This is a genomic window from Brevibacterium picturae, from assembly GCF_030453725.1.
Taxonomy (GTDB): domain Bacteria; phylum Actinomycetota; class Actinomycetes; order Actinomycetales; family Brevibacteriaceae; genus Brevibacterium; species Brevibacterium sandarakinum_A.
Window position 1 is genome coordinate 1 of sequence record NZ_JAKDJU010000015.1, and the last position, 13,761, is coordinate 13,761.

The window sequence follows — 13,761 nt, forward strand, 5'->3', positions numbered from 1 at the left end:
CCCCGACAGCGTCAGCGGCACTGGCGGAAAAGCCACATGTTTGCGCGTCCTGATCGGTGATGGGCATCACCAGGGTGGTTACCATCACAGAAGAAACTTCGGTACCGGCGTCGGTGCGGGCGCGGGGCTGGTTTAGACTGGTTCCGTGCTTGAAAACAGCGAAGAACCAACTTCAGATGAGTCCGTGCCGGTTCGCCGCGTCGTAGTGGCGGAAGACGAGGCAGTGATTCGTCTCGATATCGTCGAGATGCTGCGCGAGGTCGGATACGACGTCGTCGGCGAAGCCGCAGACGGCGAATCCGCGATCCGCCTGGCAGAAGAGCTGCGACCCGATCTCGTCGTGATGGACATCAAGATGCCCATCCTCGACGGAATCTCGGCGGCAGAGAGGATCGCTCGGGCACGCATCGCCCCGGTGGTGCTCCTGACAGCCTTCTCACAGAAGGAGCTCGTCGAACGGGCCCGTGATGCGGGAGCAATGGCCTACGTGGTCAAGCCCTTCACCGCTGCGGACCTCATTCCGGCCCTTGAGATCGCCCTGTCACGCCATGCCGAGATCAGCTCCTTGGAGAGTGAGATCTCCGATCTCACCGAGCGCTTCGAGACCCGCAAGGTCGTCGAACGGGCCAAGAGCCTCCTCCAGACCTCGATGGGCCTGAGCGAACCCGAGGCCTTCCGCTGGATCCAGAAGACCTCGATGGACCGCCGATTGACCATGCGTGAGGTCGCGGACACCGTTCTCAAGCAGATCGGCTCGAACAAATAGTCACCGCCACCCCGATTGCACACTGAGGCCGGCGAATCCGATGAGGATTCGCCGGCCTCCTTGCTGCTGCCTGCAGCTCACTTGGGTTCGGTCTTGAGGACCATGTTGGTGATCCGCACGATCGAGAGGAGGCGACCTGCCTCATCGGTCATCTTCACCTCGTGGGACACGATCGTGCGTCCCTGATGGAGCACCTCGGCGCGGCCGGTCACAGTGCCGTCCCGCGCGGCCCGCAGATGTGTGGCGTTGAGATCGACGCCGACGACGTTCTTCCCGCCGGAGATGAGGAACGAGTGCATCGATGCCAGGGACTCGGCCAGCACGACGTGACCGCCGCCGTGGAAGAGACCCATGGGCTGTGTGTTGCCCGCCACCGGGGTCGTGCCACTGGCGTGATCGTGTGCCAGGTCGGTGAACTGGATGCCCATCTTCCCCGCCAGATCACCGCCCGCTTCTGGACCATTGAGCTGGGCGAGCAGCTCGCGGCACTGGACTTCTGTGGTCCGCGCGGTCAGTGGCGTATGCGGTCTGAACATCGTTCTCCTTCATGTCAGTTTTGAACGATAGGCTATGCCATGTGACTCAAGTAAACGAATCCCTCCTGCTCATCGACGGACACTCTCTGGCCTACCGCGCCTTCCACGCCCTTCCGGTGGAGAACTTCGCCACCAGCACCGGGCAGTCGACGAACGCCATCTACGGCTTCATCTCAATGCTCATCAACGTCCTCAGGGACGAGTCACCCAGCCACGTGGCCGTGGCCTTCGACCTCGGTCGACAGACCTTCCGCCTCGAGGAATACGCCGAATACAAAGCCGGACGAGCGAAGACGCCGCCCGAATTCCACCCCCAGATCGATCTGATCAAGGACATCGTCGTGGCCATGGGGATCGCCGTCGTGACGAAGGAAGGCTTCGAAGCCGACGATGCGTTGGCGACCATGGCCCGGATGGGCACCGAAGCAGGTGCACGGGTCGAGGTGATGAGCGGAGACAAGGATTCGTTCCAGCTCTCGAACGAGACCGTGACGATCCTCTACCCCAAGCGCGGGGTCAGCGATCTCAACCGCATGACCCCGGCGGCTATCGAAGAGAAGTACGCGGTGACACCGGCGAACTACCGCGGACTCGCGGCCCTGGTGGGGGAGAAGGCCGACAACCTTCCCGGCGTGCCCGGAGTCGGCGACAAGACCGCGGCCAAATGGCTGCAGGCCTACGGCGATCTGCCCGGTGTGCTGGAGAATGCAGGATCAATCAAAGGCAAGGTCGGAGAGAAGCTGCGCGACCACATCCCTTTGGTCGAACGCAATTTCAAGCTCAACCGCCTCCTCGACGATGTCGACCTCGACCTGAGCTACGCAGATCTGAGATGGGGAGCCGGCGACCCGAGCGAACTCTCGAGCCTGTTCGATCAGCTCGAATTCCAGGCTCTCGGCAAACGCCTGAGCGCGATCTTCGGTGAGGAAGCCGTTCCGTCCCAAACCCTCGCGCCTGCCCGGGAGGTCTCCGTCGAAACCCTCGAGGTGACCGACCTCCTCGACAAGATCAATGACTGTGATGTCCTCGCCCTCGACTCCGACGCGCGCTACGAGCTGGGACGGGGAGACGTCCGCGTCCTCGCGGTCTCCGGCACGCCTGAGCAAGCCTGGGTCGTCGACCTCGCCGAGGCGGGGGAGTCGACCGTCTCGGACCTGGGCTCGGCGCTGCGAACGAAGAGCCTCATCCTGCACAGCGCGAAGACGCAGGTCAAAGCCTGGCGCTCACTGGGCCTCGACGTCGACGACGTTGCCGGTGACACCGCGCTGGCAGCCTATCTGCTGGTGCCCGATCAGCGCAGCTATGAACTGCCGCAGATCGCGCTCGACCGTGCCGGGATCGAACTGAGCGAAACCGGCAGCGACAACGGACAGCTGGCCCTTGACCTCGACTCCGACCAGACCGCTTCGACTCGCGGCCACAGGGCGGCCGCGCTGCTCGAGGTCCATGAGGTTCTGGCACAGGCAATCGACGACGCGAACATGGGTCAGGTCTATCGCGACATCGAACTGCCCCTGGTCCCGGTGCTGGCGAAGATGGAGCTCGCAGGCATCGCCGTCGACGAGTCGGGCCTGGCCGGGCTCATCGACGAATTCACGAAGCAGGCGAACGCGAGCGCCGAGCTCGCCTATGAAGCGATCGGCCATGAAGTCAATCTCGGATCGCCGAAGCAGCTGCAGACGGTGCTCTTCGACGAACTCGACATGCCTAAGACCAAACGCACGAAGACCGGTTACACGACCGATGCCGAGGCGCTGGCGGAGCTGTTCATCAAGACCGAACACCCGTTCCTGCAGCACCTGCTGGCCTACCGTGACTCGACGAAGCTCAAACAGACCGTCGTCGGCCTGCTCAAGACCGTAGCCGAGGACGGGCGCATCCACACCACCTACCAGCAGACCGTCGCCGCGACAGGTCGTCTGTCCTCACTCGATCCGAACCTGCAGAACATTCCGGTGCGCACCGAATCGGGCCGGCGGATCCGTGAGATCTTCATCGCCGCCCCGGACATCGACAATGCTCGGCTTCTGACCGCTGACTACTCACAGATCGAAATGCGCATCATGGCCCACCTCTCGGGTGACTCCGCACTGATCCAAGCGTTCAAGGACGGCGAGGACCTGCACTCCTACGTCGGTTCGAAGGTCTTCGGCGTCGGCATCGACGAGGTGGACTCCGCTATGCGGTCGAAGGTCAAGGCCATGTCGTATGGCTTGGTCTACGGACTCTCCGCCTACGGTCTCTCCCGCCAGCTCGCGATCGGTGTGGACGAGGCGAAGAACCTCATGGAGCAGTATTTCGAGCGCTTCGGCGCAGTCAAGGACTACCTCGACGAGATCGTCGAGCAGGCCCGGGCCAACGGCTACACGGAGACCATCATGGGCCGCAGGCGCTACCTGCCGGCGCTGCACAGCGAGCGGCGACAACTGCGGGACATGGCCGAGCGCGCGGCGCTCAACGCCCCCATCCAGGGATCTGCCGCGGACATCATGAAGATCGCGATGCTCAAGGTCAGCGACCGCCTCGGCGATCTGAAATCCACCGTGCTGCTGCAGGTCCACGATGAGATCATCGTCGATGTTCACCCCGACGAGATCGACGCTGTGACGGCGATCGTGACCGAGGAGATGGGGTCCGCATACGAGTTGGATGTGCCCCTCGACGTCAATGTCGGCACCGGAGTCTCCTGGCACGCAGCGGCTCACTGACGCGGAGGTGAACCGGAGTCGGGAATGAACCCGACGCGGAGATGAACCGGAATTCATTGTGCGATGACGTTCGTGAATGCGGCTGTGGACGAACGTGATCGCACAATGAACCCGGGTTCACCGCGAAGTGAGGTCCACGAAAGGGTGCTGTGCAGTGCGGTTCGCGGCAGAGACCGTGCCTGGTTCGCGGCGGCGTGCGGGGCTCAGTCCTTGTTGAGCGTGGTGGAGAAGATGACGGTGCCGGGCATGAGTGAGCCGCGCAGCGGAGACCAGCCGCCCCATGCGGTCTGGTTGGACTCCGGCCACTCCGGTTCGGTCACCGAATCGATCGTGAAGCCGGCTGTCACGAGCATGCTCACCCAGTCGCCCATGGTGCGGTGGTGCTCGGCGTAGACCGGCTGCCCATCCGCGGAGATCTCCACGTAGGGAGTGCGGTCGAAGTACGAGTACTCGACGGTCAGGCCGGCTTCGCCGGGCACATCGGGGAACATCCAACGCATCGGGTGCGTGGTCGAGAACGCCCACCGTCCGCCCGGGCGGACCACACGTGCGACCTCTGCGAGAACCACCTCGGCGTCCTTGACGAAGGGCAGTGCCCCATACGACGAGAACGCAACGTCGAAGCTGTTCGAGGCGAACGGCAGCTGACGAGCGTCGGCGTGCAGGAACGTCGGGGGAGTGGCATCGTCGCTGAGGGGGTGCTCACGCTGCAGGCGAGAGGCCTGCTCGAGCATTCCGGCGGAGACATCGACACCGGTGGCAATGGCTCCCTCTTCGGCCAGCCAGCGCGAACACTGACCGGCACCGCAGCCGACTTCGAGGATCTGTCGCCGGTTCACATCTCCGAGCAGATTCACATCCGATTCGTGTATTCCCTCGGGACACCACATGAACTCGGAGGCGCCGAGGAAGCTGCCGTGTTCGGCAAGATACTCCTCGGCGGAATTGTCCCAATAGCCTCTGTTGGCGCGCACCGACGCCTCTTCATCGATGGGCAGATAGCCACCGCTGATGACCTCGGCTCGATAACTTCCGTCGCTCATCATTCCTCCGTGGCTTGGTCCATGATTCGTTTGCAACTTCGGCGTGCATTCACGCCATGGATGATGCTAGTATTGACAACCGTATGCGCGTATGCATACATGACCAAAATCGTAATCGAGACCGGATCCAGTTCTCAGGGCGCTGTCACAGCATTGCCTCAGAGTATCGGATCTGGACCATAATTCCATCGGAGTCCCAACCTATATGACCACCACCACGCCGGAATCGGTGCAGCCGAAGCAGATCGCTGTCAACGACATCGGAACCGCTGAGGACTTTCTCGCCGCCGTCGACGAGACGATCAAGTACTTCAACGATGGCGACATCGTCGAAGGCACCGTCGTCAAGGTCGACCGCGACGAAGTGCTCGTCGACATTGGATACAAGACGGAAGGCGTCGTCCTTTCGCGAGAACTCTCCATCAAGCATGATGTCGAGCCCGGCGAAGTCGTCGAGGTCGGGGACGAAATCGAAGCCCTCGTTCTTCAGAAGGAAGACAAAGAAGGCCGACTCATGTTGTCCAAGAAGCGTGCGCAGTACGAGCGCGCCTGGGGCGACATCGAGAAGATCAAGGAAGACGACGGTGTTGTCACCGGTACCGTCATCGAGGTTGTCAAGGGCGGCCTGATCGTCGACATCGGTCTGCGCGGCTTCCTGCCGGCATCGCTGGTCGAGATGCGTCGCGTCCGCGATCTTGCTCCTTACATCGGCCAGCAGGTCGAAGCCAAGATCATCGAACTGGACAAGAACCGCAACAACGTCGTTCTGTCCCGTCGCGCTTGGCTCGAGCAGACTCAGTCGGCCGTTCGCCACGACTTCCTGCAGACCCTGCAGAAGGGCCAGGTCCGTCCCGGCGTCGTTTCCTCGATCGTCAACTTCGGTGCATTCGTCGACCTCGGTGGTGTCGACGGACTCGTGCACGTCTCCGAGCTGTCCTGGAAGCACATCGATCACCCAGGTGAGGTCGTCACCGTCGGTGACGAGGTCACCGTTGAGGTGCTCGACGTCGACATGGATCGCGAACGCGTCTCCCTGTCGCTCAAGGCGACCCAGGAAGATCCATGGCAGCACTTCGCTCGCACCCACGTCATCGGTCAGATCGTTCCCGGCAAGGTCACCAAGCTGGTTCCGTTCGGTGCGTTCGTGCGCGTCGAAGACGGCATCGAGGGCCTCGTCCACATCTCCGAACTCGCTGTTCGCCACGTGGATCTGCCTGAGCAGGTTGTCTCCGTCGACGAGACCATCTTCGTCAAGGTCATCGACATCGACCTCGAACGCCGCCGCATCTCGCTGTCGCTGAAGCAGGCGAACGAGGGCGTCGACCCCGAGGCCGAAGAATTCCTCGACCCTGCCCTCTACGGCATGCCGCAGGAATACGACGAAGACGGCAACTACAAGTACCCAGAGGGCTTCGACCCCGAGACCAACGAATGGGTCGAGGGCTACGAAGCACAGCGCGAGACCTGGGAGCAGCAGTACGCCGCTGCTCAGGAACGCTGGGAAGAGCACAAGAAGCAGGTCGCCAAGGCCATCGCTGCGGATGCCGAAGCAGGCTCCGCCGAAGCCGGCGCTCCCGCTGAACCCGCTCCAGCCACCGGATCGTTCTCCTCGGAAGAGGCTGACGACGAAGGAACGCTGGCCAGCGATGAAGCTCTCGCAGCACTGCGTGAGAAGCTTGCAGGCAGCTGATAACAGCACTCACAAGGGCTCCCGGTCGATTGATCGGGAGCCCTTTGTGTATGCACCGACTGTCCGGCACAGGGCCCGACCATGGCTGTGGTACACACTGCTGCTCACCGTCGCCAGCATCTGCGTGTTCGGTCAGGTGGCCGCCGACCCCGGAGGGCAGGTTGTCGCCGAGAATGACGATTCATCGCTCTTCATCTGGTGGCTCGGACACGCCGCGGATCTGCTCGCCTCCCACTTGGGCTTCGGCGCCGACGGCAATTCATCGGGAACGGCAGACGGCTTCCTCCACACGGAGGCGATGAACACCCTCAACGGGGGAGTCAACGGAGCCTGGAACACCTCCCTGGCCGGCCTGGCGCTGATCCTGGCACCCATCACCTGGGCGGCCGGTCCGATCGTCAGCTACAACCTGCTCATCATCTCCATCCCTGTGCTGGTCAGTCTGGCGACCGCGGTGCTGTTCACCCATTTCATGGCCCGAATCCCTGCCTTCGTCGCAGCCACTGGCGTGGGCTTCTCCAGCTACGTGATCGCGCAGTCGGCCGGCCATCCCAACCTCGCGTTCGCCCTCACATCGCCGCTGGTCGCCGCCGTCATCCTCAGGCTGCTTCTTCGGGCGCCCCGGCTCGGGTTCGCGACCCGTGAGTTTGCGACGCTGAGCCTCGGGCTGGGGATCGTCCTCGGATTCCAGTTCTACGTCTCCACCGAGGTTCTCGCCGGCACCTTCATCGCCGTACTGTGCCTGCTGCTGGCCATCGCCGTGTTCGGCCGGAAGGTCAGCACCGTCGCCGGTTGGCTGCGGCTGGCTGTGGGTGGGAGCATCGGATCAGGGCTCGCGCTTGTGATCGCGCTGCCCCTTCTGCTCATGATGCAGGGACCGAACGCACCCGAGGGGGCGATCAGGCCCCACGGGGTGTGGAATACCGACCTGCTCGATCCCATCGTCCCCGCGAGTCCGACACTTCTCGGCTCGGGCTCCTCGCCGATCCCACGGGTCATGGACATCGACTCCGCAGAGCTCGGCGCCTACGTCGGCGTGCCCGCGCTGATCGCCGCCGTCATCATCGTCATCTGCCTGTTCCGCAATCCGAGGTATGCGGCGATCCTGCGCATCGCCTCGGCGACGGGACTCCTCGTGTTCGTGCTCTCGCTCGGATCTCCGGTGTTCCTGGGCGGCAAGGCCGTCCTCGACACCGGTCCCTTCGCGCTGATCGAAGCGGTGCCGGTGCTCAACAACATCCTGCCCATGCGTCTGGTCCTGCATTCGACGATCGCACTGTTCGCGATCCTCGGCTGCGGACTGGAGTGGGCGCTCGACCATCGTCGGAGGCACTCGGCCCAGGCTCTGTTGGGTCTGCTGGTGGTCGCCGCGGTGTGTGTGATCCCCGGGGTGCAGACCTCACGAGAGGTGTTCGTGCCCGACTTCTACACAGAGTCCATCGCCGAGGTGATCCCTGCCGATTCCGTCGTGAAGACCGTTCCCCGACCTCTGGCCTGGGCTGAACCGCACGCCGACGAAGCCATGGTGTGGCAGTCCGTGAGCGGCTTCCACTACCGGGAGACCGGCGGCTACTTCATCGGTTCGAGTCCGGACGCGGCCGTCACCTATGCGGCACCCGAGGATGCCCTCGACGAGATTCTGCACGATTCGGTGTTCACCGGTTCGCCCCTTCCCGAGCCCGACAGTGATGAGGCCATGTCGGCAATCGACGATCTGCGCGGCGAAGGCGTCGACTTCATCATTCTGGCACCGGATGCACCGCTGCTGCCCGGAGGCCCAGGCGAATACCAGGACTTCCTCACCGCCCTCCTCGGCGAACCAGTCTTCGCCGACGAAGGAGTTCTCGTCTACCCCTTGAATCGCTAGGCTGAAGTCATGCTGAAAATAGGTCTCACCGGTGGAATCGGTGCAGGGAAGTCAACCGTCTCCGAGATCCTCGCCGCTCACGGTGCCGTGATCATCGATGCGGACAAGATCGCCCGCGAGGTCGTTGCTCCGGGTGAGCCGCTGCTGGCTGCGCTCGCGCAGCGATTCGGTGAGGACGTCATCGCCGGGGATGGGGGACTCGACCGGGCAGAGCTGGCTGCAGCGGCGTTCGTCGACGAGGACTCGACAGCCGCCCTCAACGCTCTCATGCACCCCGCAATCCGGGATCGGACCCTCGAGTACTTCACCAAGCATTCCGACGCTGAGGTGGTCGTCCACGATGTTGCGCTGCTCGTCGAGAATGCGATGACCCCGGCCTACCACCTCAATCTACTCGTCGACGTTCCTGCCGAACTGCGGCTGGAGCGGCTGATGAGTGCCCGGGGCATGGCCCGCGACGACGCCGAAGCGCGCATCGCCCGGCAGGCCGGCGACGCGGAGCGCTACGCCGCCTGCGACGTGATCATCGACAATGCAGGGTCGGTCGGGCAGACGCAGGAACGCGTTGCTCGCCTCCTCGAGGACCGGATCCTGCCGTTTGCGGCGAATCTGGAAGCGCATCGACAGGCGGAACGCGGGCCGGCCGAGCTCGTCGACCCCGCGGGAGAGAATTGGCCGATGCAGGCCCAGCGGATCATCGCCAAACTGCATCACGGACTCGGGAACCGGTTCACGATCGACCACATCGGTTCAACGGCGATCCCTGGCCTGGCAGCCAAGGATGTCATCGATCTGCAATTGCTCGTCCCCGACCTCGACGACGCTCGGGCTCTGGCTCCGCGCCTGGCCCAGCTGGGATATCCGGGCCAGGCCAGTGAGGACAACCTTGGCGAGGGCAGACTGGAGTCCAAACGATTTCACGCGAACACGGATCCCGGTCGGGCCGTCAACCTTCATATTCGAACTGAGGGATCCGTCGGTGCAGTCTTCGCCAGGGAGTTCGTGCAGCTGCTCCGCCGCGATGACGCTGAACGTGAAAAGTACGCGCAGCTGAAGCGGACTCTGGCGAACGACCATGCCGGCGACGGGCAGTCGAACGGCTATGCGGAGGCGAAGGAACCGTACTTTCTGACGATGCGCCGACGCCTCGTCCCAGGCAGCTTCGACTGAGCAGAAGGGGTTCGATGCGTGGCCCTGTCGGGACCGAACGCTGCGTGAGTCTCGTCTCGTCTGTTCACTGTGTCATGGGCGAGGGTTAGTGTTGAACCATGACCTCAGCACGACCACTGCCAGCCATCGGCCACAGGCCGGATGTCACGCGCACCGTTGCCCCGTTCGAAGTCGTCTCCGAATACTCTCCCTCCGGTGATCAGCCCACTGCGATCACCGAAATCTCGGATCGGCTCGACCAGGGTGAGCGGGACATCGTCCTGCTGGGCGCCACCGGCACCGGCAAGTCTGCGACCACGGCCTGGCTGATCGAACAGGTTCAGCGCCCGACCCTGATCATGGCGCCGAACAAGACCCTGGCCGCGCAGCTGGCCAATGAGTTCCGACAGCTGCTGCCCAACAACGCGGTCGAATACTTCGTCTCCTACTACGACTACTATCAGCCCGAGGCCTACGTCCCACAGACCGACACCTTCATCGAGAAGGACTCCTCCGTCAACGATGAGGTCGAACGCCTGCGCCACTCCGCGACGAACTCCCTGCTGACCCGCCGTGATGTCGTCGTGGTCTCGACCGTGTCCTGCATCTACGGTCTGGGCACACCAGAGGAGTACGTCGATCGGATGGTCACCCTCCAGCGGGGCGAGCAGTGCGACCGCGACGAGCTCCTCAAACGCTTCGTATCGATGCAGTATGCACGCAACGACATGGCATTCACACGTGGCACCTTCCGCGTCCGAGGCGACACCGTCGAGATCATCCCGCAGTATGAGGAGCTGGCCCTGCGAATCGAGTTCTTCGGCGACGAGATCGAAACTCTCCAGACACTGCACCCGCTGACCGGCGAGATCGTCCGGGAAGAGGAGACGATTCATGTCTTCCCGGCCTCGCACTATGTTGCCGGTGAGAACCGGATGGGGCGCGCCGTCAGCGAGATCGAGGACGAGCTGCAGACCCGGCTGAGCGAATTCGAGTCGCAGAACAAACTCCTCGAAGCCCAACGCCTGAAGATGCGCACGACCTACGACCTCGAGATGATGGAGTCGATGGGCTTCACCTCCGGCATCGAGAACTATTCCCGTCACATCGATGGACGACCTGCCGGATCGGCGCCGAACTGTCTGCTCGACTACTTCCCCGAGGACTTCCTCCTCGTCATCGACGAATCCCACGTCACTGTGCCGCAGATCGGCGGCATGTACGAAGGAGACATGTCCCGCAAACGCACACTGGTCGAACACGGGTTCCGCCTTCCCAGCGCGATGGACAACCGGCCCCTGAAGTTCGACGAGTTCCGTGAACGTATCGGACAGGCCGTGTATCTGTCCGCGACCCCGGGCAATTTCGAGCTGGGCAACTCCCACGGATACGTCCAGCAGATCATCAGACCCACCGGTCTCGTCGACCCGGAGATCGTCGTCAAACCGACCAAGGGACAGATCGACGACCTGCTCGACGAGATCAGAACGCGCGTCGACGCCCAGGAGAGAGTCCTGGTCACCACACTGACGAAGAAGATGGCCGAGGACCTCACGGACTACCTCCTCGAACACGATGTGCGAGTGCAGTATCTGCACTCAGACGTCGACACTCTCCGTCGCGTTGAGCTCCTGACGGAGCTCAGGGCCGGCGAGTTCGACGTCCTGGTGGGGATCAACCTCCTGCGCGAGGGCCTTGACCTGCCCGAAGTTTCTCTCGTGGCCATCCTCGACGCCGACAAGGAAGGTTTCCTCCGGTCAGCCACCTCACTGATCCAGACGATCGGTCGTGCAGCCCGCAACATCCGGGGCCAGGTCCACATGTACGCCGACACCGTCACCCGGTCCATGCGTGAGGCCATCGACGAGACCGACCGGCGACGTGAGATACAGGTCGCGCACAACAAGGAACACGGCATCGACCCCGCGCCCCTGGTCAAGAAGATCGCCGATATCACCGAGCGACTGCAGCGAGAGGACGCGGACACCCGTGAGCTGCTGACCGAATTCGACTACGGCAAGGGCAAACGCGGATACAACTCGACGCTGACCGATGAGCAGCGCCAGGCCGCAGGCCAGGCCGGTTCCCTGCGCCCACCGGCAGCCGACCTGACCGAGCTCATCGAGTCACTGACCTCGCAGATGCACACGGCCGCAGCGGAGCTGCAGTTCGAGCTCGCCGCCCGGCTGCGCGACGAACTCTCAGACCTGAAGAAGGAACTGCGGCAGATGAAGCAGGCCGGGCACGCCTGATCCGACCCGCGTGCAGGTGCGCGAGCATCGGCACGACTATACTGGTAGGGCTGGCGAAAGGGAGTATCCCGTCCATCCGAGCTCGTCACCACGATCCCTCAGAGGGTCCGGGCTCGGAGCGCACGCCGCCACTGCCTCAGTGGTCATAGCGTGGGAGAGACTTTCGGCACGGATACGTCACCGAACCCTTTGAAAGGCATCCATGGATATCCTGTCCTCCACACTCGCAGCCGGCGGAAACGCCGCAGCTGGGAGTGAGTCTCCGATCCCCGCGTGGTTCATGATCACCTCAGGCATCGTCGTGGTCGCGATCCTCGTCTTCGACCTCCTCCTCGTCGTCAAGCGACCCCACACCCCGTCGATGAAGGAAGCGGGCATCTGGGTCGCCTTCTACGTCACTCTGGCCCTCATCTTCGCTGGTGCCCTCTTCGCCATCGGAGATGCCCAGCACGGCAGTGAGTTCCTCACCGGTTGGCTGCTCGAATACTCGCTGAGCATCGACAACCTGTTCGTGTTCATCATCATCATGGGCAGCTTCTCGGTCCCGCGGAAGTATCAGCAGGAAGTCCTCATGGTGGGCATCATCATCGCCATCATCTTCCGCGGCATCTTCATCCTGGCCGGTTCTGCGATCATCACCGCGTTCGTCGAAGTCTTCTTCATCTTCGGCATCTTTCTCCTCATCGTCGCCTATCGACAGGCGTTCAGCGATGATGATGATGGCGACGGGGAGAACGCCTTCATCCGGTTCCTGCGCAAACGGATCAACGTCGTCGACGAGTACCACGGCAACAGCCTCCGGGTGACGATCGAGGGCAAGAAGTTCTGGACGCCCATGTTCATCGTCTTCATTGCGATCGGTTCCACCGACGTCATGTTCGCACTCGACTCGATACCGGCGATATTCGGCGTGACGCAGAACACCTTCCTGGTCTTCACCGCGAACGTCTTCGCTCTGATGGGTCTGCGCCAGCTCTACTTCCTGCTCGGAGGGCTTGTCGACAAGCTCATCTATCTCCACTACGGAATCGCGGCGATCCTCGCCTTCATCGGCGTCAAGCTCTTTGTCCACGCTCTCCACGAATCGGACTGGGAGTTCCTGTCGTGGGGCTCCGCTGTTCCCGAGGTGCCGACATGGCTGTCGTTGAGCTTCATCGTCGTTGCCATGGCGGTGGCGACGCTCGCCTCCTTGGCGAAGATGAAGAAAGACGGCATCCCCATCCGTGGAGACAGCGCCCAAGAGTCGGAGGGCTCACAGGACTGATCCTGCGGATGCGCCGCGATCGCGAATCAGAGCAGACGTGGCAACTGTGCGCGGGTGTCCGCCCGAACGGGGACACCCGCGCACGCAGTTCTCAACTGTCTCAGGCCGTGACGACTGGTCTCACCCGAGGATCTGATTCTCAGCTCTGGGAGACAGCGCTCAGCTCTGGGAGAATGGACCGAAGACCGGGGTCCACTCTCGAACGATCGTTTCGTCGATCACGCCGATCGACGCATAGGGGTCGGTCGCCAGCAGGCGTTCGATCTCTGACCGGTCGGCGGCCCGCAGAAGCAGCAGACCTCCGGGAACGGGTTCATCGTCCAGTGGCCCCGAGGCCAGAATGGTTCCGGCTTCGTGCAGTTCGGCCTGCCACGCGCGATGGGCAGGTCGTGATTCCATCCGGGTGTCTGTATCCGGTCCATAGACATAGGTGACGGCGAAAACCGGCATCTGAAACTCCTGAGGTTCGATCAATAGGATGGACAT

At 62.9% G+C, this 13,761-nt stretch carries 10 protein-coding genes; 7 read left to right on the plus strand and 3 right to left on the minus strand.

Annotated elements, in window-relative coordinates; genetic code table 11:
* Positions 1-145: 145 nt before the first annotated feature.
* A complete protein-coding gene (locus tag L0G76_RS03125) occupies positions 146-766 on the plus strand; it encodes an ANTAR domain-containing response regulator (RefSeq protein ID WP_092108156.1) in 621 nt (206 codons plus the stop codon).
* A 77-nt stretch (positions 767-843) separates the two neighbouring features.
* Here the strand turns inward: L0G76_RS03125 and L0G76_RS03130 are convergent, their stop codons facing one another.
* On the minus strand, positions 844-1,302 hold the full coding sequence (locus L0G76_RS03130; protein WP_304355876.1) for a PaaI family thioesterase: 459 nt from the start codon (positions 1,300-1,302) through the stop codon (positions 844-846).
* A gap of 41 nt (positions 1,303-1,343) precedes the next feature.
* Here L0G76_RS03130 and polA point away from each other — a divergent pair, with 41 nt between their 5' ends.
* Positions 1,344-4,010 carry a DNA polymerase I gene (gene polA, locus L0G76_RS03135; RefSeq protein ID WP_304355877.1) on the plus strand — a complete coding sequence of 889 codons (2,667 nt, stop codon included), beginning with the start codon at positions 1,344-1,346 and terminating at the stop codon, positions 4,008-4,010.
* A 203-nt stretch (positions 4,011-4,213) separates the two neighbouring features.
* On the opposite strand, the gene L0G76_RS03140 is transcribed toward polA, so the two are convergent.
* Positions 4,214-5,053, minus strand: a complete 840-nt coding sequence (locus L0G76_RS03140) for a class I SAM-dependent methyltransferase (protein ID WP_304355878.1) — start codon at positions 5,051-5,053, stop codon at positions 4,214-4,216.
* Between the two features lie 205 nt (positions 5,054-5,258).
* Between L0G76_RS03140 and rpsA the strand changes: the two genes are divergently transcribed.
* The 5 genes from rpsA to L0G76_RS03165 all read left to right on the plus strand — a co-directional run bounded on the left by rpsA (position 5,259) and on the right by L0G76_RS03165 (position 13,275).
* Positions 5,259-6,743, plus strand: coding sequence for a 30S ribosomal protein S1 (gene rpsA, locus L0G76_RS03145; RefSeq protein ID WP_304355879.1), 1,485 nt, complete (start codon positions 5,259-5,261; stop codon positions 6,741-6,743).
* A 46-nt stretch (positions 6,744-6,789) separates the two neighbouring features.
* A complete protein-coding gene (locus L0G76_RS03150; RefSeq protein ID WP_304355880.1) occupies positions 6,790-8,610 on the plus strand; it encodes a glycosyltransferase family protein in 1,821 nt (606 codons plus the stop codon).
* A 9-nt stretch (positions 8,611-8,619) separates the two neighbouring features.
* On the plus strand, positions 8,620-9,780 hold the full coding sequence (gene coaE / locus L0G76_RS03155) for a dephospho-CoA kinase (RefSeq protein ID WP_304355881.1): 1,161 nt from the start codon (positions 8,620-8,622) through the stop codon (positions 9,778-9,780).
* Between the two features lie 98 nt (positions 9,781-9,878).
* Positions 9,879-12,011, plus strand: a complete 2,133-nt coding sequence (gene uvrB / locus L0G76_RS03160; RefSeq protein WP_304355882.1) for an excinuclease ABC subunit UvrB — start codon at positions 9,879-9,881, stop codon at positions 12,009-12,011.
* Positions 12,012-12,213: 202 nt separating this feature from the next.
* On the plus strand, positions 12,214-13,275 hold the full coding sequence (locus L0G76_RS03165; protein WP_304355883.1) for a TerC/Alx family metal homeostasis membrane protein: 1,062 nt from the start codon (positions 12,214-12,216) through the stop codon (positions 13,273-13,275).
* 159 nt (positions 13,276-13,434) lie between these two features.
* Here the strand turns inward: L0G76_RS03165 and L0G76_RS03170 are convergent, their stop codons facing one another.
* Positions 13,435-13,725 carry a YciI family protein gene (locus L0G76_RS03170; RefSeq protein ID WP_304355884.1) on the minus strand — a complete coding sequence of 97 codons (291 nt, stop codon included), beginning with the start codon at positions 13,723-13,725 and terminating at the stop codon, positions 13,435-13,437.
* Between the last annotated feature and the right edge of the window lie 36 nt (positions 13,726-13,761).